Here is a 25,432-nt window from a genome sequence, read left to right as displayed (position 1 = left end):
CCTCTATCGTCATTAATAGGAGGCACTTGGTTGAATTATGCAAAGTTAAAGAAAATTCCCAAAAGTGTATTATAATGTTGTATAACACTACAAATTGTCTGTTGATGCGTGACTACTCGAAAACCTTGCCATGGAAAGCCTTCTTTTTCAGAGAAATCCTCTAAACCAAAAGCAGTAAGGAAAACACTACCTATGGAATCGTAGTTTCCACAAAAGAATAAGATATTAATATTTGCCAAAATGTAAGTTAAAAGTGGATTTAAAAAGCTATGAAAGTTTTTAAAATTTTTTTAAACCGTCACTGGTAAGTGGTCACTGGTAACTGGTCACTGAATTTGTTAAAACTACGTTAATATTATGCATATGACAGACGATCTCCAAAAATTACTGGAGATTTTGCCACCAGAAATTCAACAGGTTGTACAACAACATCCACAGCGCGATAATTTAATTGAAATCGTTTTGGATTTAGGTCGGCGTCCAGAAGCACGTTTTCCAAATCAGGCAGAATATCTTTCGGAAACAGCAGTTACCCGAGAACACCTCAACTATTGCGTTCAAAGAGTAGGAGAGTTTGGCGGAGATAACCGTGCAGGAATTGAGCAAACTCTACACCGCATCAGTGCTATCAGAAACCGCACGGGAGATATTATCGGTCTAACTTGCCGAGTAGGTCGGGCAATTTATGGCACAATCCACATTATCCGTGACTTAGTAGAAAGCGGTCAATCAATACTCATGTTGGGTCGTCCCGGTGTTGGTAAAACAACAGCTTTGCGAGAAATTGCTCGCGTGTTGGCTGATGACTTTAATAAGAGAGTAGTCATTATTGATACTTCCAACGAAATTGCTGGTGATGGAGATGTACCTCATCCTGCCATTGGTCGCGCAAGACGCATGCAAGTAGCCCGCCCAGAACTTCAACATCAGGTAATGATTGAGGCTGTGGAAAACCATATGCCTGAAGTTATCGTTATTGATGAAATTGGTACGGAATTGGAAGCTTCAGCAGCTCGTACTATTGCCGAACGTGGGGTACAACTTGTAGGAACTGCTCACGGTAATGAAATTGAAAATCTCATTAAAAACCCTACTCTGTCCGATTTAGTTGGTGGAATTCAATCTGTCACATTGGGGGATGAAGAAGCGAGAAGGCGACGCACTCAGAAAACTGTTTTGGAAAGAAAGGCTCCACCTACTTTTGATATTGCAGTAGAAATGTTAGAGCGACAACGTTGGGTAGTCCACAGAAGTGTCGCTGAGACTGTAGATAGTTTGTTAAGAGGACATCAGCCGAATCCAGAAGTCAGAACTGTTAATGAAAACGGTCAGGTGACAATTACACGGGAGTCGCCTAGTATTTCTAGTCTCAACTTTTCCCAACAATCTCAAAAGCGGCAAAGATCGGGTAAAATACTACCGTTTTCTCAAACCCAAGATCGAGATGCATTTTCAGGAGAATTAAAATTTGAATTCTCCTCGGATACATCCTCCAAACAATCCCAACAGTTCTTTGGGGAGAGACTAGATTCGCTTGACGAAGATGAAGTGTGTCACGTTTACCCTTATGGTGTTAATTACCACCAATTGGAAACAGTAATTCGCGAACTCAACTTGCCAGTGGTGTTGACAAAGGATATTAACAAAGCCGATGCAATTTTGGCGTTGCGATCGCATGCGAGAAAACACACAAATCTCAGGCGGATGGCGGAGGAAAATCAAGTACCCGTGTACACCCTAAAAGGTAATTCCTACACTCAAATTACCACTACTTTACAACAGATTTTGGGTCTGGAAGAACCTACTGTAGACGATGAACCCGAACCCAATCGTTTTACCCGAAGTGGAAGTGAAGATGATGAAATTGATGCATTAGAAGAAGCTAGACTTGCTGTAGAGGAAATTGTGATTCCCAAGAAACAGCCTGTGGAATTACTTCCCCGTTCTGCAAAAGTTCGCGCCATGCAACACGAACTTGTTGAAAGGTACAATCTCAAATCACAAAGTTTTGGAGAAGAACCCTTTCGTCGCTTGCGAATTTATCCAGCATGAGAATGTTTTAAAATACAAAAACACATCTGGGTTTGAATATGGTAGCTTCACCTGAAATGTACCTCACCTCTGAGGAATACCTCCAACTGGAGGAAAATAGTGACATCAAACACGAATTCATTGATGGCTATGTCTACGCAATGGCTGGGGCGCTTGACCCTCATGTCACAATTGCTCTCAACATAGCTTCGCTTCTTCGGAATCATGTACGCGGTACGGGCTGTCGTGTTTATATGGCGGACATGAAAGCGCGTATCGAATCTTTGAATCGGTATTACTATCCTGATGTCATGGTGACTTGCGACCAACGAGACAGGGAAACTCCAGCGTATAAAAGATTTCCCTGTTTAATTGTTGAAGTTTTATCTGATTCCACCGAAGCCTTCGATCGCGGAGACAAATTTGCTGACTATCAAACCTTAGAAACTCTCAAGGAATACGTTCTAATTAATACCAAACGTCCGCGAGTCGAGTGTTTTCGCCGGAATGACGAGGGATTGTGGGTGTTACAATCTTATACGGCAGAAAGTAAATTGTTTCGACTACACAGTGTTGATTTTGAAGTCACCATCGCCGACTTGTATGAAGATGTGGAGCTTTAAGAGACTTCCAAAAAAAATCTCCCAAAATTTCTTGTGGTGTGGAATTTCTAGCCTACCACTAGTATAAGACGGGCGAGGACGCTCCGCAGTCGCCTCAACGGGGGGAACCCCCGCACGGCGCTGCTCTCCGTCCCACAAGATTGCATAGTCCTACAAGATTGAATAGTCCTACAAGTCCTACAAGTCCTACAAGATTGAATAGTTCTACAAGATTGAATAATTTTTTCTTGGAAATCCCTAAAGCATTTCTACTTATTTAAGAATCTACTTGTGTCTTTTTTTACTAGATTTTTATCCTTTATACTTTTTCTAAACTTGGCAGAACTAGTAGAATGACTAACGTTACTATTTAATAAATTTGATAGCGTTTTTTCTATGAATTCTTCCACAGATCGGGTTTATTCCATTATTTGGCACAATGACTCAGTTTCGCTGATTGACCAAACCCGTTTACCAAATGAATACACATTCGTAGAAATTAGTCGTTGCGAAGATATGGCGCGAGCGATTAAAACTATGATTGTGCGAGGCGCACCAGCAATAGGTGTGGCTGCAGCCTATGGAATGTATCTTGGAGCGAGGGAAGTTGAGACTGGAGACCGCGATGAATTTTTGACTCGTTTGGAGAAAATAGCAGAACTATTGCGATCGACACGCCCAACGGCGGTCAATTTGTTTTGGGCAATTTCGCGGATGATGAAAACTGCTTATGAAACTCTGGGAACGATTGAAGAAATCAAAAAAACTCTTTTAGAGACAGCTCAAGCCATTCATATAGAAGATTTACAAACCTGTCAAGCAATTGGCGATAATGGCTTAGCTGCATTACCCAAGACACCAGAACAACTGACAATACTGACTCACTGCAATGCTGGCGCACTAGCCACAGGAGGTTATGGAACTGCTTTAGGTGTGGTGCGTTCTGCTTTTCGAGAAGGGCGATTAGCGCGGTTGTTTGCTGACGAAACTCGTCCTCGTATGCAAGGAGCAAGATTAACTGCTTGGGAGTGCGTTCAAGAAGGAATTCCTGTAACAGTTATTACTGACAGTATGGCAGCTCACTGCATGAAGCAGGGTTTAATTGATGTTGTCGTTGTTGGTGCCGATCGAATAGCTGCTAATGGTGATACAGCCAACAAAATTGGTACGTATAGTTTAGCACTTGTGGCTAAGGCACATAATATTCCATTCTTTGTTGCTGCACCTCTTTCCACTATTGATTTTTCTTTGTCCGACGGTAGTAGAATTCCCATTGAGGAGCGCAATCCAGAAGAAATATATCAAATTGGCAACACTGTTGTGACAGCATCAGGCGTAGAATTTTACAATCCAGCTTTCGACGTGACACCAGCTGAATTAATTACATCAATTATTACAGAGCACGGTGTATTTTCTCCTGAAGAATTAATAAAATATCAGGAAAAGAAAGTAGTGTCAACTATTTAGACTGACACCTTCGGGTACAGTGTAGGCTTGTAAGAATCAGCTTACAACTAAGAGATGCACTAGCTCAAAAGCCATTACCTAATACGTACTTCCGCGTGTTTCCCTAGGGCGGATTCCTCCCACCACTGAATCAATAGATTACAGTGGGGGACTCCTGACTAATTAGTTGAAAATGGGGAACTCGGGGTCCCCTCTGGGGATAAGGGGCGATAGGGATTGGGGATTGGAGATTGGGAAAGAGACATTTTTATTAAAACTTTAAACCAACTCCACCCTGTAAAGAGAAAGCTGTACCACCATCGCGAATAGCATCGAAAGCAATAATAGCGTTGCCAAATATTACTGTGTTGCTATTGGGAACCATGTAGTCAACACCTGGTTGTAAAGCAAAGCTGATTTTATTACCAACAGGCGATGGATCGTCCCCACTCGCTAGCACTACACCAGCCCCTAAGTAGGCATCCGTTTGCCAGTTGATAGGAACATCATAAGAAACTGTTGGCACAAGGGCAGCACTTTTACCAATAAAAGCTTGAGCGCGAAGAGAAATTGGTAATTCTAGAAGTTTATAGCGACCAGCAATGACCGCTCCCACTTGAACGCCATCTCCAAAACCAATTGCTGGACCGATACCAACATAGCTACCGTATGCAACTTGAGCTTGCGCTGGTTGAGCGAATTGAGTAAAACTGAAAACCGAACTAGCTACCACCAGAGATGCTAAATACTTTACGTGCCTCATTCCCCAACTCCTTCAATTTTGGATTAACCGATTTTGAATTGATTTTAAGATTATGCCATTTTGGTAATAAGAGCTAGAGAGTGGGAAGTAAAAATTGTAACTTTTTTTCTACTCCCCAATTCCCAATCGCCAATCCCTAATCCCCACTAGGGACAACGAGGATGAATACCGCCTTGAGTACAAATGTAAGCTATTTGCTTGGGATCTAAATTCTTCACTTGAGTAAAATCAACTCCGTCTACTGCAGCAGATTTTGTACCGAGAGATGGGGTCTGTACAAATTGATCTGTGGGATCTTGTTTATTTGGAGACAGGATTGCTCCTTGAAAATCAGCACCGTTGAGATTTGCTCCCCTCAAATCTGCAAGACTCAAGTCAGCATTTCGCAAGTTAGCATTCTCCAAATTAGCAGAGTTCAAGACAGCACCTGTCAAGCGAGTTGCACTCAGGTTCGCATCGCTTAAATTAGCACGATCCAAGTAAGCACCTGAAAGATCCGAACCTTGCCAATCAGTTTTTACAAGATTAGCAAAAGACAATTGCGTTCCAACAGCAATGACACGACCTAAACGAGCAGCGTACATATCGGCTTCATTCAGTTTTGCATCCCCTAAATCGGCTCCAGTGAGGCTGGCGTTTTGCAGAACTGCATTCCGCAAATCTGCCCCTAGGAGTTGAGTGCTACTGAGGTTAGCACCAGATAAACGAGCATTGGATAAGTTAGCTTTGTTGAGGATAGCGCGACTTAAATCGGCACGAATCATTGAAACGCGACTGAGGTTCGCTTCAGAAAGATTCGCTTGTGTCATTCGTACTTGATTGAGATCGGAAACCGAATCATCATAAGTATCCCAGCGTCCATCCTCTCCCAGTCCCCGGAAACGACTGCCTCTAAAAGTGCCAAAGGATAGATTCGCACCTCTAAACTTAATTCCCCACAGGTCAGCTTTGTCTAATATCAATCTGAAAGTACTATCTCCAGATCCGCTTGGACTCAGTTGAGCGTTACTTAAATCGACATCTTCTAGCTTACCGTGATATGCAGACAGAACCTTGTTAATTGCTCTTTGATTTGCATAAATTTGTCTCTGCCTTACTTCTGGAGATTGCGATCTATTGCTGCCGTCTAGTTCGCTAACCAGGACTTGATTAATCCGCTTTAAAGGAGGAAGGGCTTCAGGACCAATACCAACAAGTGCTTGCTGGATTGTATCAATGAGAACGGGGTTAGTTTCGCTAACTAGCAAATCGGCAAGATACTGAGCCGCTTGGGAGTCATTGAGGGTAGCCATAGCTGAAATTGCACTGCGGCGTTCCTCAACGGTAGCAGTAGAGCCAGGGTTTAACTGTTTTACTAGTGCAAGAAACTGCTCGCTATTGCGCTGTCCCGTACCGCCATGGTTTTGTAAGCTATGAATGTAAATTTGTGTCCCAACTAAAGTGACAAATAATGCACCTAAGCTTGCGATCGCAACTCCTAATAACGTCTGGTTTGGATTTTGTTGCTGTATCCAGCGTAACAAATTTGGGATTTGGTTAGATTCTTCAGGAGTTATCACAACTGAGGCAATAGCAGCTTCTTCATCGCCTTCTGTCCATGAAGATTGACCGCGTTTGGCATCTTTTACGCTAAGAGGTGTAAATGGTTTGTGAGCATCAACAGTGAAAGTTCCGGCAAGGCGATCGTGAAGTGCGCGACGGTCTTGCTGCCAGGGAAAGCCCGTTCCTTCTAGCAGCAGCACAATACCAGCCAAGCTCATAAAAGCACTCAAATTGGGAAATAAGAAACTGTAACGCCACAAAAGATAGGCGACAGACATTGGTACAGCCCAACGACCAATTCCTTCCCGCACCAAAATTGGTCCGAACCCAGGGGGCATACCGTTCGCAGTCACTACTTTAATCCCCAACCATTTTTTAGGAAGCGTACTTCCTGTTTTAGCAAGTAAGTACAATTGCCATCCCGAAAGTGTCAGAGGGATTAACAAAGAGAGCGTCCACAAAAAATTGGTAGGCCATGCCACGTTACGAACACCATAGTTGACAGGTAAAGCCAGTGGGCGAGCGATCGCACGTTCCGTTTGTACCAGTATGGGATTCAGAGGTACGCGGTTGACATCACCTTTAGAATTTAAATAAGTACCGATACTATAGGGAACCAACCCACTTGTCACAACCAGAGCCAATTCTGCTGCCCATGCAGCAACTCGTCTTGTTGTCAAGGGTATAGATTTTCCCTGTTGATTTGCGTTACTATTTCTCCTCACACTTGGGGTAGCCATTAGATAAATTCCTTTAACTTTAATTTTTACGTCACTCTCTCCTCGTTTAAAAACTACTGTTTGAGTTGAGAGTTACCAGATATGAAAAATTTGTATCCAAGGTACACTAAGATTGACAAGACCGCCAGACTAATAACAGCCGTCACGAGCTTAAAAATTGCTTGCAGTACGGAGAATGCCAATAAAAACCCAACTCCCAAAACAACGATCTTTGTTATTCCAGTCTGAGTTTTGTACCAAGCCAGAACTCTCTGTGTATGGTACGAGAGAAATCTGAGTGCCTTATTGCTTGATGAAGTTGATGAATTCGCTTCTTGTGATTGTGGAGTCACCCCAGATGGGGAGTTAATCTCAGCCTCTAGCTTGTCAAGGCGGCGTTGCAAGTCATCGTTAGGTTGGCGATTCATATGTTTTTACCTCTACTCGGATACTTTACAAACAACAAACCAACTCTTACTCCCTTCGGTGCGCTTAGGATTAGCGACGTAGGATTAGGCATTGCCCACCAATATTAAATTCAGATAGCGGGGCAATGCCCACCCCACGAGAGCGGTGGAAAGGAAATATCTTAATTAGTTAGTAGTTAACACTGTGATTTTAGCGAAAGTCTTTCCTTTAAAAATCGCTCCTAATCGTTAAAGATCGAGCTTTTGGCATTATAAATGTTTGCTAACTTTATTTTTTTTAATATTTGTTTGTGTATACTTTTTTCTAGTGACAAAAATATGACAAACAATTAGGAACAGAAATTTGGCAGAATCGTCATTATGCACTAGATATTAAGTGTATTAATAATCGCTTTATAAAACTTGGGAAACATAATGATTTTATGAAGAAAAGTACATTGTTAAAAAGCATCTCCATAGCATTCTTCAGCAGTTTATGTCTGATTAATACTAGTTGGGCAGGGGAAGTCGTGCAAATTACTCCTAATCAGCAGCCAGATCCCTTAGTAGTCAATGGTACATCTGGAGGAAAACAAGCAAGTAACTGTGGTAAGATTGCGGAACAACCCAGTCAAGTCATAAAAGTTACAAAAGCACTACCTTACCTGAGACTAACAGTAGAAAGTGACGGAAAGCCAACTTTGTTAATTGATGGTCCGGGAGGGAAGTTTTGCGTACTAGCAGACAGTTACTCTGGAGGCAAGCCAGAAATTTCTGGTTTTTGGCAGGAGGGAAACTACTCCCTGTATGTGGGTGAGTTATCTCAAGGACAGTATAACTATAGACTTTCCATATCGCAACAAAAGCCAAGGTAGGTTGGGTTGAGGAACGAAACCCAACACTCAAACATCTTATCTTTATTGGGTTTCACTCAAACATCTTGTCTAGGTTGGGTTTCACTCAAACATCTTGTCTAGGTTGGGTTTCACTCAAACATCTTGTCTAGGTTGGGTTTCACTTCGTTCAACCCAACCTACCAAAACATTCATGGTAGAGGATTGAGAAATAAGCAAAGTTTGAATCAAAATTTCTTTTTCCGATAAGCGATCGCTAGAATTCGATTCCTTGTGAGATAGCAAAGTCTCTTCCCAAGTGACATTTTCTACGCCCAATAATCGCGCCATCGCTTCAGTGGTTTGTCTCGTATTGAACAGTAATTGCCGCACTTCCATTTCTTGAGCGCTCAGTGCTGGCATAATTTGTTTTTCAGAAGCCCTTGACTGAGAATCTTCTACCTTAGCAGTCCAAGCGGGTTGCCATTTGTCAAAATCACTCAAATTTTGAGGAAAAATCCTTGCTGCTTCCTTAAGCAACACTTGTAAAATCTGAGTATGAGGTCGCAAGCGTAAAATTAAGCTGGGTAGCCACGGTAATAATATTGAGTCTGGAACTGTAGCAAAGAGTTTACTCAGTAGTTCTACAACTAACTGACCGATCCGAGGAGCAAAACCCAGCGCTAGGATAAACCCATTGAGATAGTCAGGAAAAGCAGCTATCTGTAGTTCATTGTCAAGCACGCGATCGAAGAACTCGCGAATTTGTTCTATAGTACGCAGTCCTAACAACAATTCCGTTGTCCACAACAAACCTAGCTTTGCTCGATCTTCCAACTCCTGGCTTGCTTGCTTTACTCCTATTAATAATTGGCTGCGATTGCAACCTAAAGAAAGTGCTAAACTTTCCAAAGTAAAGATAAAGCCTAACATTCCAGCAATTTGTTCGGGTGAAGTTCCTCGATCTGCAAAAGCTTTGGGCAAAAGTGTTGCATAATGCCCGTAACCAGTGACGACAAATCGTTCGATCCAAGTTGGTAATCCTGTTGGTGTGGTGCGGTAGTAATGCACCAAACGGCGTACTCTCTCAAAAATTTTAGGAGCATCTTCAGCTCCTGTTTCTTGAGAAAGTAGTGCGATCGCGTGTTCTCCCAATTCTTGAGTCAATCGCAAGCTATAAAGGTATAAAATACTATTTTCAGCAGCTTCTAATACAGAACTTGTTTTTGCTTGCTCTCCAAAAGCCAACTGTTTGAGCCGTTGTTCCAAAACTTGCTCGATAGTCACGCCTTCATAACCGAGCATAATAATCTCTCGTTGGTTCTTACCAATCCGAATTTCCCAAGATTCCTGTAATGGCTTAAAACCAAGAGTTCGCTCTCCCATAATTGGTTGTACGAGACGATCGCCCACCAAATAGTGAAGTCGCCACAAAACATCAGAACAAGCCAACAATTCGGGCTGTTGCTTAAAGTCCATCAAAGCACGTTGATTGGTTTGGCTCAGTAAATTCACCCCAAGTGGTGTTAAGCGATTGTAAACATCCTGAGCTAACGGCGGTAGGGAAGCATAACCTACCGTTCCAATGCGATCGCCTCCTAGTAAAATTCGACACAATTGAGCAATATTGCGTTTTTTAGGAGTACGATCTTTTTCCAAACAGGTAATAGCTGCATCTTGGAAATCATAAGGGGTAGGATGAACCCGATGTCGCATTCCCGCAAGCAGCATTGAAGTTTGATAAATCGCTATAGCATCTGCCGTACTTGCCAAGTATCCGTTTTTACGTGCAGAAGCAACAATATCGGTACACCATTGCAAAAGTTGTTCTGTATCCCCTTCTGCAAATTCCGGCGGACGGTTGAGAAAACTCACAAGAGAAGGCGAGAGGGAGGACTCTCCGGGAATAGGGGGAGAAATTTCTCCTTGTGTTTTTGAATCTTGACGTTTCCCCGTTTGCTTCTTCTCCGATTTATTCAGAAGAAAGGGTTGTAACTTAGAGACTTTTAAACTCTTTTTCCAAGTCGCTTCAGCGAGGGAAATTGTTCCGGCTGGATGGTTAAACTGATATTCAATAGCTGCAAAACTTGAGGGAATTAACCCGTACAGCCATTTTGTTTGCGTGAGTTCGGGAATGTCATTCCATATTGTACTATTTGAAACTCCAAACTCAGCAACTTCACTAGCAGAATGTGCTGCTCCACAGATGTAGATAGCTTCATCAGGAGCAATATTATTGGCTTTCATGTGCTGCTTGATACGAGTCCACATATACCGTTCGCGCAGGCGATCGCTTTCCACATCTTTCTTGTTTGTTCCGAGTCGCCGCATCAAGCTACCTATGAAAAACATAACTTGGCGATAAGTTTCGCGATCGGCACCAATAATAGCTTGCTCAACATATTGATCCCACCATTCTGCAAAGTGGCGCGTGTTAGAATTCCGCAGCAAGAAATCAAGAAACTGCTCGAATGTAGGAACTAAACTACCAACTTCCACCCCAAAAGCCGTACCGTGCATTTTCGCTTCATCAGAAGGCGGTTCTTCTGATTCTTCTTGACTTTTCAACTCATCAGGTTCCCATTGAAAGATAAAATCAACCGCCCGATCCACAAAAACGAGTTGTGTGTTTGGATGCTGTAAAGTGTAAGCGATCGCTTGATACTCCGCTGAAGCTTCTGTGAGAGGTGCGACGACACTTAAAGGCATTAATTTAGGTGAAAAAGTTTGGGATTCAGCTGCAAATGCTTGTAATGCGACAGGTAATTTACAATCCCGTAAATTTTCTACAACAGGGAGTAAATCCTCACACATTTCCAAGTAAATTGCTTTGAAGGGTTTTTCATGCAGTCGTTTCACCATCTGCAAAGCTGAGGATGGAGAGTGGTGACATACCGGAAAAATTTCTAATGGTTCGGCTGCAGCCCTTTCTACATCTTGGACTAAAGCTGCTAAAAATTCGCTCAAAGGTTGAGCATCTGTGGCAAACTTTTCCGCCGCATCAAGCAGTTGTTGTTGGAGAGGTGCTAGTGTCTGTGGAAGCATTTTAGGGAGTAGGGAGTAGGGAGTAGGGAGAGGGAACGGTAGCAGTTATCTCTCAATGGTTGGAGTGTAGACCCCAATTCTCAATCATCAAACCATCAAAATCTTGAAAATCTGTCACATTATTTGTTACTAAAATCAAATTATTCGTAACTGCAATAGAGGCAATTTGACCATCAATAAAAGCAGGACTTTTACCAACCTTAGATAACCTTGCTCTCTCCTGAGCATGATATTGAGCCGCTTTGAGATTATAATCAAATAAAGGCAGTTGTGCTAAAATAACATTGCTTATATAATCTTCTATATCTTGACGTTTTTTAGACAGAGGAAGACGTAAACAACCGTATAACATCTCATGGATAACTACGGTAGCTGTGGCTGTTTATTGTCTATATAATTTTAACTTTTCCATTACCTTCTCATTTGGTTGAGGGCGTTTAGCCTCCGATAAAATGTTAGTATCTAGTAAATACTTGAGACTCATAAATTAACTTCTCTTCCAGGAGATTTATCCCGTAAATTTTCAAAAGTATCAACATCAATACTTTCTAAATCTACCCTTTGTCTGAAGTCTTGTAAAGCTGACCAAAAATCATTAATTTCTTGAGTTTCTGTTAAAACTTCTTGCAGATCGTATACAACAAGTGTTTTTTTATCTGATAATTTACATTTGAGAAATTGAATAAAATCTAAAACCTCTTGTTGTTTATCTGTGGGTAATTCTCGGAAGTTTTCTAAAACTGTTTGTTCAAGAGTCATAATTTTACCTCTATTCCTAACTTCTACTACTAAAATACAATTCTATTATCAACTGAATCAGAACCCCGATTTATTGAATTATTTATATTAATACATCGACAAATTAATAGTATAATCACTTAGTGGAATACCTCTGGTATCGCAGTAAGGGATGTCCAAGAAATAAATTATTCATCTTGTGGTCCGGGCGTCCTCGCCCGTTCTTGATTAGTGACGGGCTAGAAGCTCCGTAGTCGCTTCAACGGGGGAAACCCCTCTAACTCCTTACGGAATAGACACATGGTATGGGAGGTGGAACCTCTCAGTAGGCATTGCCAGGTAGAGCACCGGAACGAGAGGTACAAACGAGAGTACGGGAGTACGAGAAGGTCAAGCTTTATCCATCCCCTACTCCCTACCCCCTACCCCCTCTTCATCAACCCCATCGCCTGCTTTCCTCCTTCCAAAAAAGGTTGCCAATCTCCCTGTTGTTCCTGACAGCGCTTTTCTACTACAGTATGCCAAAACTGGTTAAGTACTGAAACGTCTTCAGGTAAGCGACGGACTAATGTACCAACAAGAGAACGTGCTAGTGTTCCGGCTTCTAAAGAAGTGACACCAAAGAAACGGCTGTGGAGAATAGCATCTTCTAAGACTCCTATTTGTTCGGCGGTAGATAGGGCAGATTCCAAACGTTGGTCGTCAGAACTAGCGGCTGCGCTTGTTTCTCGTAAATCGGCAAAGGTTTGTAGTAAAACATCAAGTAATGTGGGTGGGATGTCAACTTCAAAACCATGGCGACTCATAAGTTCTTGAGTGCGGAAAAGAATGATTTCTTTTTCTTGTTTCTTGTTTGTGACTACGGGCATATGGACAAAGTTAAAGCGGCGTTTTAAGGCTGAAGAGAGTTCGTTAACGCCTCTATCTCGACTGTTGGCTGTAGCAATGACGTTAAATCCTGGTTGAGCAAAGGCAATATTGTCTGTTTTCAGTTCGGGTATAGAAATATACTTTTCACTAAGAATGGAAATGAGGGCGTCTTGTACGTCGGATGTACACCGGGTTAACTCTTCAAAGCGTCCCATTGCTCCTGTTTGCATTGCTGTCATGATTGGGGAGGGTATGAGGGATTCTCTGGATTGTCCGCTAGCGATGACCATGGCTACGTTCCAGGAGTATTTAATTTGGTCTTCTGTGGTTCCTGCGGTTCCTTGAACGACGTAAGTAGAGTTACCGGAAATTGCTGCGGCGAGGAGTTCGGCTAGCCAGCTTTTTCCCGTACCGGGATCTCCTATGAGGAGTAAACCTCGATCTGAGGCTAGGGTAACGATGGCTCGTTCGGCTATTGCAGTGTCGCCGTACCATTTTTGTTCTATGGTGCGATCGAGTTTTTGGGAGGGGGTGCTTCCTAGTACGAAGGTTCTAACCATCTGTGGAGATAGTTTCCAGGAGAAGGGTTTGGTTCCTTTGTCGATTGAGGTTAGATATTCGAGTTCTTCTTTGTATTTGATTTCGGCTGGTTGCCGTAGCATGGTTGTGGTTTTTGTTTTTGCCATTTTTTTATTGGTGGTTGAAGTTTTTTTAAGAAAAATTTAACCGCAGATGAACGCAGACGGACGCGGATGAATTTGTACTTTGGCAGATTGGGAAATGCTGTTTTGAATGAATTGCAAAGACAGGAGAAGTGAATTTATGTTTGGTTTGGGAATTCTACTTTGTCGTAAAGATCTATGAGGGGTATTTGGAATGGAATGGAGGTTAGGTTTAAAATTGTGTTTTCTCCTTCATAAACTGAAAAGAGCCATCTATTCTCTTCGCTTTTTGAATATTATTCTGCATAAATTTCTGTTTGAGAAATTAGGATGTATTCTTTTAATGTGGGAATGCCACGATAAAGTTTGAATTTACCAACTCTGTCATATTTTTCTGTGGATTCTGATAAAACTTCTGCGATCGCCTTTGGCGCAAGCCGTACCCGGCTTATCGCAATTGGGTTGGTAATGATGTCTTTACGTCCTTCTACTAACTCTACTTGACCAGCAACGACCATGATGTCAGGGTATGTATATAAATTATTGCTTGGAATCCACAAGCGCATATCAGTCATGAAGACTTCGTAGGGTTGCTTTTTGAGGGCAAAGTTAAGTGCAGCCGAAAAGTTGCCTGCTATCCTATTATGATTTATGGTACTGTCTGCAATTGGAAAGATTTGACCGTTGTAATATTCGCTTCTGTACGTTGCAGCAGTTTCTAGATCTAGATATTCTTCAGTTGTGTAGTAGTATTGTTGTTGAGCTTGCATAGTTTTTGGTTTATTAAGTGACTATTACCTTCTTTAATTCTTGTATTAATTTCTTGGGACTACCAGTTAAAATCGGTGTGCCTAATTCTTTGAGTTTGTCTCGAAACCATTGGTGAACGCTAAAGTACCCGGAACTAGTTACAGCCCCTACAGGAATAAAATGTAAACCTGTTTCTTTCAGAGATTTAATATAGTCATACAGCACTTGGTCGCTACCACCTTCGTAAAAGTCGGAAATGAGGACAAGAACTGTGTTTTGTGGCTCAAGAATTTTCTGGGCTGCTTCTACAAGTGCTCCATAAATGTATGTTCCACCTCCTAGTTGAGTGCGTAACAAAACTTCAAATGGATCTTGTACCCAAGGTGTTAGATCGAGCACTTGTGTATCGAAAGCGAGTAAGTGTACATCGACGTTAGGAATTCCCGCAAAAATCGAGGCAAGAATCGTACACTGTACCATTGCATCTACCATCGATCCTGATTGGTCAACCACAACGATCGTGCGAGTGGGTGTCTTTTTTTTAGCAGTATGGTGGTAGTAAAGGCGATCTACTAATAATTGTTGCTCTTGCGGACTCCAGTTGGTTAGGTTCTTCCAGAGAGTTCGCTTTAAGTCCAGATTGCGGAAAACTCGTTTTGGGGGAACCGAGCGATCGATTTTACCAGTGGCTGTTTGCGCGACTTGTAACCGTAACACTTCTGCTAATTCATTAATAAATTCTTGAATGAGCCGTTTGGCATTTTTGAGGGAGTTCCCAGACAAATGGGCTTTATCGCGTAAAAGTTGTTCGACTAATGCCATTGAGGGAGTCAGTTGACTAGCCAATCGGTCATCCTTCAGTACCTCTCGTAACGCCATCCGTTCAATCAGTTCGCTCTCCATTGCTTTGAGGGTGGTACGTAACTGTTGTTCATCAACACTAAAACCTTCTCCAACACCAAGCCCTGCACCCATTCCCGCACCGCTACCCGCACCATCCTTATCTTTGCCACTACCAGCGCCCGCACTCATTCCTGGCTTTTGTCCTCGCAAGCCACCTGGTGCATAACCAAGAGCTTTTTCCAAATAGCCCACATCCTTCAACCATTGAGCATACTGTTGTGCTGTAATTACACTACTTTGAGTATTGGGACCAAAAGCATTCAGTAATAGTTTAGAAAAAACAAGCGCACGACGTAGAGTCGTAGTGTCATCGATTTTATTTTGAGACAAGGGAGAAGAATTAGCGTCCTGTCCATTGCCTCCTGTTATTTCAGATATTATTAGCTGTGTGAAATCTGGCTCCAATTCTGGATAGCGCTGTAGCAAATTCTCTATACTAATGTTGGGATCGAGAATAAGCTGTGGCAAACTCAACTCCAAAGCGATCGCACGACTCATCCGCTCAAAATTTTCCCCTTGTTCGGTATAGCCAAACATAGCTGTAAGCAATCGCCAGTAAAGCACTTGACGCCGTTGAGCAATCTGATTTCCATCCATAAATTACTCCCTTTGTACTCTAAAATTACCGCTCTTTGTAGGTAGGGCTAAAGCCCACCATTCTCTGTTGGTGGGCTTTAGCCCTACCTACGTGTTTGTGTAATTTTTTGGCGGGAAGGGAGTAATTGCAATAATTCAAAAAAATATTTATCGCCATATCAATTTCCCAATCGCCAATCCCTTATCCCCAATCCCCACATTTAACTCTTCTTCCGCAGCAAACGACCAGCACGTTCCTGTAAAACCGTCACCACACTATTCTTTGGCGGAGACTTCAAGACTTTAGCCGCACCTTGTCCTGTAAAAATAGTTTTACCTTGTATAGTTACAGCCAATGGTTGAACAGCCCAACAACCAGCATTAAAACGAAGAAACCCAAAAATTTCAGTCGATTTAGAAATAGCCTCTATATTAACTTCTGATAAAGAACTTATGCGTTCAGTTGCAATTGGCAATACCCCTCCATCTTTCCAATTCAGCATCAAGCTATTATCTTTACCAGCGATCGCATAACCTTCAAGAAACACAGGTTCAGCTAGTTGTATGGGATGGCGAGCGACAGGAGGAGTTGAGGGTAAACTCAAGTTCTTTGTAGCATTAATTGCAAAAAATTCAGACGCTTTTTGCATCAAATTATAATTCTTACCTAATTGAGCGTCACCCTGCCAAAGTAAATCCCCTGATGGTAGCAAAGGAACATCCTTAAGATGCAACGCTCTATTTTCAGCAAAAGCATTGAGTAGAACAGCCGCGTTAGGAAACAGCAACCAAATTTGGTCACCACTAATGGCATCAACTTTATAAGCAGATAACGTCAGTCGTACCCATTGAACTCGAGCATCAACCGTCAGTAACCCATAAGCAGTAAAACTCACCATATTAGAGTGATGGCGTAAATCCAAACCCAATAATTCCAGTGTCCCAGATACAATCCTAGGCTTATCAGTCACAGGAGGACGTATTGCACCAACCATCGCCTGAGTCCACAAATCAACCCAGCGATAAACGGGAATAGTACTGCTGTCAGCTACCGGAACCCGGCTCATAAGTTCGTTAAAAAACCCTGTTAACAAAGCAGCTTGACGCACCAGCAGTGGTTCTGACTGAATTTGTTCCAGGGTTGCCATAAAAGGAATTAAAGTTGGTGCTTCCAAGCGAGCATATCCCATCAAAGCAATTTCCATCAGCCAGTGACGAATGCTTTCCAACCAAACTCGTAAACGTTCATCTCCCTTATCTTCCTTGTCTCCCTCATTCCCCTCGTCCTCCACCACTCGTCCCAACACACTTCTAGCTTGCAGCTGCAATGTATCAAACAGTGCTCCTTGTAAAGAAGCACGTGCGGTTGCCAAAATCCCAAAATGTCGCTCGAAAAACTCATGGGTTTGAAGATCTGTACAAGTTTCAGAAACAGGTTGTTGAAGCGGTGTACCTGTAAATATTTGTTGAAGACGGTTGAGAGTTTGCTGGTGTTGAGTTTCAAGATTCGCAAAACCTACAACGAAGCATTGGTCAAAATCGGCAATCAATCCAAAAGTTTCTTGAGTTCCTTTCGGCAGTTGGTTCAGTAAATCTGGAAATGCCATAATTTTCTTCCTCTATACAAACCAACTCATTTCGGGTAACGGGTGATTATCGCTACTGAGTTCTAAGTAACGAAGGTAGTTGAGAAACCGACTAAACACTTCGCTCTTCTGTTCTTTTTTCACTGTCCCCGTGCGGCTTAGTATGTCATTTATTGCTTTAATTTGGCTAATGTCGCCAGGAACTTTGAGAGTATTAGCAACTTGCTCAATTCCATAGGAAGTCACAGCCTCTTGAAGTAAAGATTGCAAATGCTTACACGGGTATCCACGTAAGCCACCACAAGGACGATTGTTATTTGTGCTACAGTAGTAATCTATGGTATTAGCTTCAAAAAAAGAAACGTAGACTCGTTCGATATCAGAACCGCTAGAAACGACTCCTTGCAAACGCCCGTTAAACAGTTCCACAAAAGGGACATCTTTGATATTTCGCTTTCCAGAAATAGTATGGCGTTCCGAATGAACGAAGGATGAGTTAAGCATATAAAGCAGCACTCACGCTTGTATAAAAATTCCAGTATATTCTGTCATTTGTCATTTGTCATTTGTCATTGGTCACTGGTCATTGGTCACTGGTCATTGGTCATTGGTCATTGGTCACTGGTCACTGGTCACTGGTCACTGGTCACTGGTCACTGACACAGTACCTATCGCGTCCTTGTTGCTTTGCTTGGTACAGTGCCGTATCTGCTCTTGCAATTAACGCTGAAGGAGAACTGTTTTCGTGGGGAACCATGCTGGCTATACCCAGACTTACCGTGACATAATCTTTAACATCTGAGGAGGGGTGAGAAATCTGAAGTTGAGCTAATTGTGCTTGAATACGTATAGCAACTTCCACTGCTCCTGTCTCAGCAGTGTTCGGTAGAACGATCGCAAATTCCTCACCACCGTAGCGTGCGACTAAATCTGCGGGGTATTGCACGGCGCTGGTAATTGCTCGTGCAATTTTTACTAAACAAGTGTCTCCTGCTGGATGCCCGTAGGTATCATTGTAGCTTTTAAACTGGTCTATATCACATAAAATCAACGATAGAGGTCTTTGCTCTCGTGTCAATCGCTGCCACTGTTGCTGTAAGTACTCATCTAAACGGCGACGGTTAGCAACATGGGTTAATGCATCAATTTTGGCAAGAAGTTCTAGTTGCTGTTTTGCCTGTTGCAGTTTCTGGTAAAGTTCTGATTGCTGAAGGGCGATCGCTAAATTACTGGCAATTCGCCGCAGTAAATCTACTTCCTCTGTTTGCCATTGCCGATGAGCGTAACAAGCATGAACGATGAGCAAACCCCATAATTTTACTGTTTGAGATTTAGGAATTGTTGCATCGCTGCTTTCTGAAGTGTTTTCCTCAACACTACTTACAGTGACTAAATGTTCTGAATGTTGAAGGATGGGAGTAACAATCTTGGATTTCACCCCTATCTCCTGCATAAAGCTCTTCAAACAATTGCTCAAATCGTCTTGATTTGTATCAAAAATGACTTGTGAGTTTCCCCGCGAGTAAAAGTCATAACACTCAGAGGGAAAACATTCATCTGTGAATTGAAGTCCCAATGTTGAAGAAAATGCAGGCTCTAGAGATTCTTGAATCACAACTCCCGATGCATCTGAATTAAGCTGAAGAATTAAGACTCGATCTACTTGAAGAATTTGACGGACTTGAGTGACTGTTATAGTCAAAATTTCATTGAAATCCAAAGATTTATGAATTTGTTGGGTAATTTCAGCTAATAATCGCTGGTGCTGCATTTGGCTTTGCAAGGCAAGTTCTGTAAGTTTGCGCTCGGTTATATCTTCTATTAACCCATCACAAATAACTTCTCCATTATCCTGTTTAGTAGGGCGGCTAGCAATCTGAATCCATTTTATTTGCCCAGAAGGAATCACAATGCGTCCTTCCCATTTAAAGGGTTGTATCTTTTCTACAGCAGCGCGTATCACTTCATTCAAAGAACTAATATCTTCGGGGTAAAAGGAAGCTTCTATACATTCACCTGCCTGTTGGAAAGACACAAGATCTATTTCAAACAGGTTTTGAAAACCGGGACTGATGTAAAGCCATAGATTCGATCCATCTAGCTGATGCAACACGCTATAAATTACACTAGGTAGGTTAGCTGCTAGCTCTTGAAATTTAGCTTCACTCATTTGTAGCTGTCTTTCCAACTGAGAACGCCGCAAAGCTGTGGTGATAGTTGTGTGCAGTTCGGTACGTTTAAAGGGTTTAATCAGATAACCGTAGGGTTCGGTAGCCATCGCTCGCTTTAAAGTTGGCTCATCAGCATATGCGGTTAAGTAAACAATCGGAATATACCAGCAAGCGCGAATTTTTGCAGCTGCTTCTATACCATCCATACTTCCCTGTAGTCTGATATCCATCAGTATCAAATCTGGTTTAAGCGTTTCCGCTAGATCGACTGCCTTTTCACCAGACGTAATGTTACCCGCGATGGTATACCCCAACTTTTCTAAGGAAGCTTGAAGATTCCAAGCAACGACTCGCTCATCTTCAACTATTAAAATCCCTGCCATACTTAGCTTAGGACAGCTTGAAAAAGGTGAGATTCTATTTTATTCTTTTTATCTGTCGAAAAAAATTCGCTTTTGTGTGATTTGTATGTAGTTAATATTTAGATGGAAAGATTTTAATTCTAAACCACGTGACATCTCCCCTTTCTATTTCAAGCTTACCCACCAATTGTTCAACCAACAGCATAACTAGTTTTAGCCCCATCGAAGCATTTTGCATGATGTCAAAATCGTTGGGAAGGCTATTACCATCGTTACCAACGGCTAGTTCAATCGAATCATCAGTCAAATTTCTCATATGGATGTAGATGTTGCCACAACTACTGTCACTAACACCGTGTTTGAAAGCGTTTGTGACTAGTTCATTGAGCAACAATCCACAAGGAATGGCTTGGTCAAGACCGAGAAAGACAGGTTCAGTATCAAATTTGACAGTTGCTTGACTTCCAAAGAATATGTATGTATCCAGTAAATCGCTGACAAGTTGTTGTATGTATTCGGCAAAATCGACACCAGAAAAATTGTTTGTCCGATACAGATTTTCGTGTACTAATGCCATTGAACTTACCCGGCTGCAGCTGTCCTCTAAAGCTGCTTTGGCTTGTGAATCGCTCACTCTATCCATCTGAAGCTCGAGCAAACTGCAAATGACATACAGGTTGTTTTTAACCCGATGGTGAACCTCTGCTAGCAAAACTTCTTTTTCTTGCAGTGAAGCTCGCAATCGATCTTCTGCGCGTTTGGCTTGTGTTATATCCTCGGTAAATCCTAAAACAAACTCTGGATGTCCCTCTCCATTACAAATAGCTACTTTTTTGTTGCGAACAATCTTAGTTTTTCCTTGTTTTGTCCAAATCAATTCTTCGGGAATTTCCACAACTTGGCAGTTTGAAACCACTTCTCGATCTTGAACCATGCAAAAATCTGCCTGTTGTTTTGGGAAGAGGTCATATTCAGTTTTATCTAAAACTTCTTCTGCTGTATAATCCATTAACGACTGACACGCCGAGTTCCAAAGCACAAAACGAAAATGTTTGGTCTCCTTAGCAAAAACTGCAACGGGTAAATGTTCTAAAACTGATTGTAAGAAATTACGAGTTTGTACAAGTCTTATTTCTGCCTGTTTGCGCTCGCTAATTTCCTTGTTTAATTGCTCGTTGATCTGGCTCAACTTAGCCGTTCGTTCTACCACTCTTTGCTCTAACACTTCACTCAAAGTACGGTATTTTTCCTGACTCTCTCGTAATTCCTGCTCGGTTTTCTTGAGTCTTGTGATATCTGTTGCCGTCCCAACGACTTGCAAGGGAGAACCATCACCATCTCTATTCAATACTACGTTTCGGATGTAGAGCCAACGCCACTCTCCACTACTGTGACGCATTCGATATTCGGCTTCTACAATTTCTTCATCTTGTGCTGTAGCAAGCTGCTTGAAAATTTCTGCCACTACAATCTTATCATCGAGATGGATTAAAGTTTGTACAAATTCTGTTCCCCTTGTCTGAATAACTGTGGGAGAATAACCCAGAATTTCAGTTAGTTGTCGATTTGAGTAGACATTTCGCCGTTCGCACAGGTCGTAAACATATAGAATTGCTGGTGTTGATTCTGCAATCTGCTCGAGCAATCGCTGTTTCTTCAACAAATCTGCTTCCATGCAATCCCGTTCTGTTTCAAGTTGCTTGCGATCGCTTGTCAGATCGGTTACTAATTTTCTAAAATTAATGTGTAGTTGTGTAAAAATTTGGGAAATTTCAGCAGATTGCTCTAGAGTTTGAGGCAGTTTGTGGATTTGCAGTTCTAAAGTGCTCAAGCAATCCTGGAACGACTGGATAACCTGAGTCAATGGCTTTGCAGTCATAAGTCCTCATGATAACTCCTGCTAATTATTAATTTTTTAAGTACTTTCTGCTACCACTTGTCAGTTAAATTTTGTTAAGATTAAACTCGGTACTAACACTTTCGCCTTAAGCGCCGATACCCTACCTTGGAGAGACTCAATGCTGCGACTAGAACACATAAGTAAAATTTACCCTACAGGCGAAGTTCTCAAGGATATAAACTGGGAAGTGAAACCGGGCGATCGCATAGGTTTAGTTGGTGTCAATGGTGCGGGAAAATCTACCCAACTCAAAATTATCTCTGGGGAAATTGAACCCACCTCCGGTGAGATCGTTCGTCCTGCTAGCTTGCACATTGCCTACCTCAATCAAGAATTTGAGGTCGATCCCACTCGTACCGTTCGGGAAGAATTTTGGACCGTCTTTAAAGAAGCAAACCAAGTACAGCAAGATTTGGCTCAGGTACAGCGAGATATGGAAAGCGCCAATCCAGAGCAACTCGATCGCCTGATAAATAAGTTAGACCGTCTGCAAAGGCAGTTTGAAGCATTAGATGGCTACGTGTTGGAAACACGAATAGGTAAAATTTTACCAGAAATGGGTTTTCAGCTAGAAGATAGCGAGCGTCTTGTGAGTGCTTTTAGTGGTGGTTGGCAAATGCGGATGGGTTTGGGAAAAATTCTTTTGCAACAGCCCGATTTGTTACTATTAGACGAGCCAACAAACCATTTAGACTTAGAAACCATTGAATGGTTGGAGAGTTATCTCAAAGGTTTAACAACTCCAATGGTGATTGTTTCCCATGACCGGGAATTTTTGGATCGTCTTTGCACTCAAATTGTAGAAACCGAACGCGGAGTTTCTAGCACCTACCTTGGCAACTACTCAGCATATTTACAGCAAAAAGCTGAAAACCAAGCTTCCCAGTTATCCGCTTACGAACGCCAACAAAAAGAACTCGAAAAACAACAAGCCTTTGTCGATCGCTTCCGGGCTAGTGCGACCCGCAGTACTCAAGCAAAAAGCCGGGAAAAACAACTCGAAAAGATAGAGCGTATTGATGCACCAACATCAGATGTAAGAACGCTTCACTTTCGTTTTCCTCCCGCACCCCGTAGCGGGCTTGAGGTAGTGAAAATCAAAGATTTAACCCATACTTACGATGATAAAATCTTGTTTTTAGGTGCAAATCTTTTAGTTGAAAGAGGCGATCGCATCGCTTTTGTTGCTCCTAATGGTGCAGGCAAATCCACGTTATTACGCCTAATTATGGGTCTGGAAAAACCCACAGAAGGTAAAGTGGAACTGGGTCAACATAATGTGATTCCAGGTTATTTTGAACAAAACCAAGCAGAAGCTTTGGATTTGAAAAAAACAGTCATGGAAACGATTCATGATGAAGTACCAGATTGGAAAAATGAAGAAGTTCGGACAATTTTGGGACGATTTTTGTTTAGTGGTGATACGGTATTTAAACAAGTAGCAGCATTAAGCGGTGGAGAAAAAGCCCGGTTGGCATTAGCAAAAATGCTTCTACAACCAGTGAATTTGCTAATCCTAGATGAGCCGACAAATCACTTGGATATTCCTGCGAAAGAAATGCTAGAAGAAGCCATTCAAAATTATGATGGTACAGTCATCGTCGTATCCCACGATCGATATTTCATCACGCAAGTCGCTAACAAAATTGTGGAAATTCGCGATGGTGAGTTCCGTGTATACTTAGGAAATTATCACTACTACTTAGAGAAAATAGCAGAGGAAAAAGAACAAGCAAGGTTGGCAGCGATCGCCGCCGAAAAAGCAGCGAAAAAAGCAGCAAAAGCATCAGGGAAGAAAAAGTAATAAGCAGAAATTCACTTGCGGTTGTGATTAGCAGTGGTATCATTCGGGTATTACAAAAAGTAAAGGGCAATTATATTATGACCAAAGCACCTATTGCTCCCGTGGTGCTAGTCATTTTAGACGGATGGGGCTATTCTGAGGAAACTTATGGAAATGCTATTGCCGTTGCTAAAACCCCGGTAATGGATAGCTTATGGGCAGCTTATCCTCACACCCTCATAAGAACGTCAGGGAAAGCGGTGGGATTACCAGAAGGTCAAATGGGCAACTCAGAAGTTGGTCATTTGAATCTGGGCGCAGGAAGAGTTGTACCCCAAGAGTTGGTACGCATCTCGGATGCTGTAGAAGATGGTTCCATCCTCAGAAACCCAGCACTTGTCAAAATCTGTCAGGAAGTGTCTAGTCGCCAAGGCAAGTTGCATTTAATGGGTCTTTGTTCGGAGGGTGGAGTGCATTCGCACCTCAGTCATCTCTTCGGATTAATTGACTTAGCTAAAGTACAAGGAATTTCAGAAGTTTGCATACACGCTATAACCGACGGTCGCGATACTACTCCAACTGAGGGAGTAAAAGCGCTAGCACAAATTCAAGACTACATTGACCGTATAGGTGTTGGGCGCATAGTGACGGTTAGCGGTCGCTACTACGCCATGGATCGCGATCGCCGTTGGGATCGCGTCAAACGTGCTTACGATGTGATGACGCAGCCAGAACCGGGTGATGGTCGTAAAGCTGTAGACGTTCTCCAAGCATCCTATGCCGTGGGTATTACCGATGAATTCGTCGTTCCAGTGAGAATCGCACCTGGAGCGATCGAACCAGGCGATGGAGTCGTTTTCTTTAACTTCCGTCCCGATCGCGCCAGACAACTCACCCAAGCCTTTGTCAATCGAAAATTCGACGGTTTTGAAAGACAGCAGATAAAGCCACTATCTTTTGTTACCTTTACACAATACGAACCAGAATTAGCCGTTGGGGTTGCCTTTGAGCCTCAAAATTTAAGCAATATTCTGGGTGAAGTTATTGCTCAGAACGGTCTGAAGCAGTTCCGGACTGCAGAAACAGAAAAATATGCTCACGTTACCTACTTCTTCAATGGTGGTTTAGAAGAACCATTTGAAGGAGAAGACAGGGAATTAGTGAATAGTCCGATGGTGGCGACTTATGATTCCGCCCCAATAATGTCAGCGCCAGCTGTCACAGCTGTGGCTGCTTCAGCTATTGAAAAGCGTATATACTCTCTAGTTGTCATTAACTATGCTAATCCAGACATGGTGGGACATACTGGAAAAATTGATGCTACAGTCACAGCACTGGAGACCGTTGACAATTGTTTGGGTCATCTCCTTGCAAGTATTAGCAAAGTAGGTGGTACAGCAATTATTACAGCCGACCACGGAAACGCCGAGTACATGATAGATAGTAATGGTAATCCCTGGACAGCGCATACTACCAACCCCGTTCCTTTAATTTTGGTGGAAGGAGAAAAAGCAAAAATTCCAGGGCATGGCACAAATGTTGTTCTCAGAAGCGATGGTAAACTAGCTGACATTGCTCCTACAATTCTGGAGATTTTGCAATTGCCTCAACCACTGGAAATGACGGGGCAATCTTTGATACAACAAACAGGGTACGAGCTGCAAGCTTCTCGCACTCCCGTACAACTAGGTCTGTAAAAAGAATGATGAATTATGAATGATGAATGATGAATGATGAAACAGG

At 42.3% G+C, this 25,432-nt stretch carries 19 protein-coding genes; 6 read left to right on the top strand and 13 right to left on the bottom strand.

The annotated features are described in order from the left end of the window. The first annotated feature begins 357 nt into the window (after positions 1–357). The 3 genes from ACKTT2_RS40345 (at position 358) to mtnA (ending at position 4,100) form a co-directional block, all read left to right on the top strand. Positions 358–2,052, top strand: coding sequence for a R3H domain-containing nucleic acid-binding protein (locus ACKTT2_RS40345; protein ID WP_407897074.1), 1,695 nt, complete (start codon positions 358–360; stop codon positions 2,050–2,052). 38 nt (positions 2,053–2,090) lie between these two features. Beyond that, positions 2,091–2,654, top strand: coding sequence for a Uma2 family endonuclease (locus ACKTT2_RS40340; RefSeq protein ID WP_407897072.1), 564 nt, complete (start codon positions 2,091–2,093; stop codon positions 2,652–2,654). A gap of 375 nt (positions 2,655–3,029) precedes the next feature. Beyond that, positions 3,030–4,100: an S-methyl-5-thioribose-1-phosphate isomerase gene (gene mtnA, locus ACKTT2_RS40335; RefSeq protein ID WP_407897070.1), complete on the top strand. Its 1,071-nt coding sequence runs from the start codon at positions 3,030–3,032 to the stop codon at positions 4,098–4,100. Positions 4,101–4,350: 250 nt separating this feature from the next. Here the strand turns inward: mtnA and ACKTT2_RS40330 are convergent, their stop codons facing one another. The 3 genes from ACKTT2_RS40330 to ACKTT2_RS40320 form a co-directional block, all read right to left on the bottom strand. Then, positions 4,351–4,842: a hypothetical protein gene (locus ACKTT2_RS40330; RefSeq protein ID WP_407897068.1), complete on the bottom strand. Its 492-nt coding sequence runs from the start codon at positions 4,840–4,842 to the stop codon at positions 4,351–4,353. Between the two features lie 146 nt (positions 4,843–4,988). Continuing rightward, entirely contained in the window at positions 4,989–7,124 is a 2,136-nt protein-coding gene (locus ACKTT2_RS40325) for a pentapeptide repeat-containing protein (RefSeq protein ID WP_407897066.1), read from the bottom strand. A gap of 53 nt (positions 7,125–7,177) precedes the next feature. Then, positions 7,178–7,531, bottom strand: a complete 354-nt coding sequence (locus tag ACKTT2_RS40320; protein WP_407897064.1) for a hypothetical protein — start codon at positions 7,529–7,531, stop codon at positions 7,178–7,180. 422 nt (positions 7,532–7,953) lie between these two features. Here ACKTT2_RS40320 and ACKTT2_RS40315 point away from each other — a divergent pair, with 422 nt between their 5' ends. Further along, positions 7,954–8,385, top strand: coding sequence for a hypothetical protein (locus tag ACKTT2_RS40315; protein WP_407897062.1), 432 nt, complete (start codon positions 7,954–7,956; stop codon positions 8,383–8,385). A 114-nt stretch (positions 8,386–8,499) separates the two neighbouring features. On the opposite strand, the gene ACKTT2_RS40310 is transcribed toward ACKTT2_RS40315, so the two are convergent. The 10 genes from ACKTT2_RS40310 to ACKTT2_RS40265 form a co-directional block, all read right to left on the bottom strand. Then, positions 8,500–11,388 carry a DUF5682 family protein gene (locus ACKTT2_RS40310; RefSeq protein WP_407897060.1) on the bottom strand — a complete coding sequence of 963 codons (2,889 nt, stop codon included), beginning with the start codon at positions 11,386–11,388 and terminating at the stop codon, positions 8,500–8,502. 52 nt (positions 11,389–11,440) lie between these two features. Further along, positions 11,441–11,749, bottom strand: a complete 309-nt coding sequence (locus tag ACKTT2_RS40305) for a PIN domain-containing protein (protein ID WP_407897146.1) — start codon at positions 11,747–11,749, stop codon at positions 11,441–11,443. Positions 11,750–11,868: 119 nt separating this feature from the next. Then, positions 11,869–12,147, bottom strand: coding sequence for a hypothetical protein (locus ACKTT2_RS40300; protein ID WP_407897058.1), 279 nt, complete (start codon positions 12,145–12,147; stop codon positions 11,869–11,871). 401 nt (positions 12,148–12,548) lie between these two features. Continuing rightward, complete coding sequence (locus tag ACKTT2_RS40295) at positions 12,549–13,682, bottom strand: ATP-binding protein (RefSeq protein ID WP_407897056.1); 1,134 nt, start codon at positions 13,680–13,682, stop codon at positions 12,549–12,551. Between the two features lie 272 nt (positions 13,683–13,954). Beyond that, positions 13,955–14,428 carry a Uma2 family endonuclease gene (locus ACKTT2_RS40290; RefSeq protein ID WP_407897054.1) on the bottom strand — a complete coding sequence of 158 codons (474 nt, stop codon included), beginning with the start codon at positions 14,426–14,428 and terminating at the stop codon, positions 13,955–13,957. Positions 14,429–14,441: 13 nt separating this feature from the next. Next, complete coding sequence (locus tag ACKTT2_RS40285; RefSeq protein WP_407897051.1) at positions 14,442–15,908, bottom strand: VWA domain-containing protein; 1,467 nt, start codon at positions 15,906–15,908, stop codon at positions 14,442–14,444. 200 nt (positions 15,909–16,108) lie between these two features. After that, complete coding sequence (locus ACKTT2_RS40280) at positions 16,109–17,494, bottom strand: hypothetical protein (RefSeq protein ID WP_407897049.1); 1,386 nt, start codon at positions 17,492–17,494, stop codon at positions 16,109–16,111. A gap of 12 nt (positions 17,495–17,506) precedes the next feature. Further along, on the bottom strand, positions 17,507–17,977 hold the full coding sequence (locus tag ACKTT2_RS40275) for a hypothetical protein (protein ID WP_407897047.1): 471 nt from the start codon (positions 17,975–17,977) through the stop codon (positions 17,507–17,509). 142 nt (positions 17,978–18,119) lie between these two features. Further along, positions 18,120–20,027, bottom strand: coding sequence for a diguanylate cyclase domain-containing protein (locus ACKTT2_RS40270; RefSeq protein WP_407897045.1), 1,908 nt, complete (start codon positions 20,025–20,027; stop codon positions 18,120–18,122). A 91-nt stretch (positions 20,028–20,118) separates the two neighbouring features. Beyond that, a complete protein-coding gene (locus ACKTT2_RS40265; RefSeq protein WP_407897042.1) occupies positions 20,119–21,885 on the bottom strand; it encodes a sensor histidine kinase in 1,767 nt (588 codons plus the stop codon). A 139-nt stretch (positions 21,886–22,024) separates the two neighbouring features. Between ACKTT2_RS40265 and ACKTT2_RS40260 the strand changes: the two genes are divergently transcribed. Then, positions 22,025–23,710, top strand: coding sequence for an ABC-F family ATP-binding cassette domain-containing protein (locus tag ACKTT2_RS40260; protein WP_407897040.1), 1,686 nt, complete (start codon positions 22,025–22,027; stop codon positions 23,708–23,710). Between the two features lie 77 nt (positions 23,711–23,787). Then, complete coding sequence (gpmI, locus tag ACKTT2_RS40255) at positions 23,788–25,386, top strand: 2,3-bisphosphoglycerate-independent phosphoglycerate mutase (RefSeq protein WP_407897038.1); 1,599 nt, start codon at positions 23,788–23,790, stop codon at positions 25,384–25,386. Positions 25,387–25,432: the final 46 nt, after the last annotated feature.

Source organism: Scytonema hankhaensis NUACC26, from assembly GCF_045865695.1.
In the GTDB taxonomy this organism is placed as follows: domain Bacteria; phylum Cyanobacteriota; class Cyanobacteriia; order Cyanobacteriales; family Nostocaceae; genus Scytonema.
This window is presented reverse-complemented; position numbering and strand designations above follow the sequence as displayed.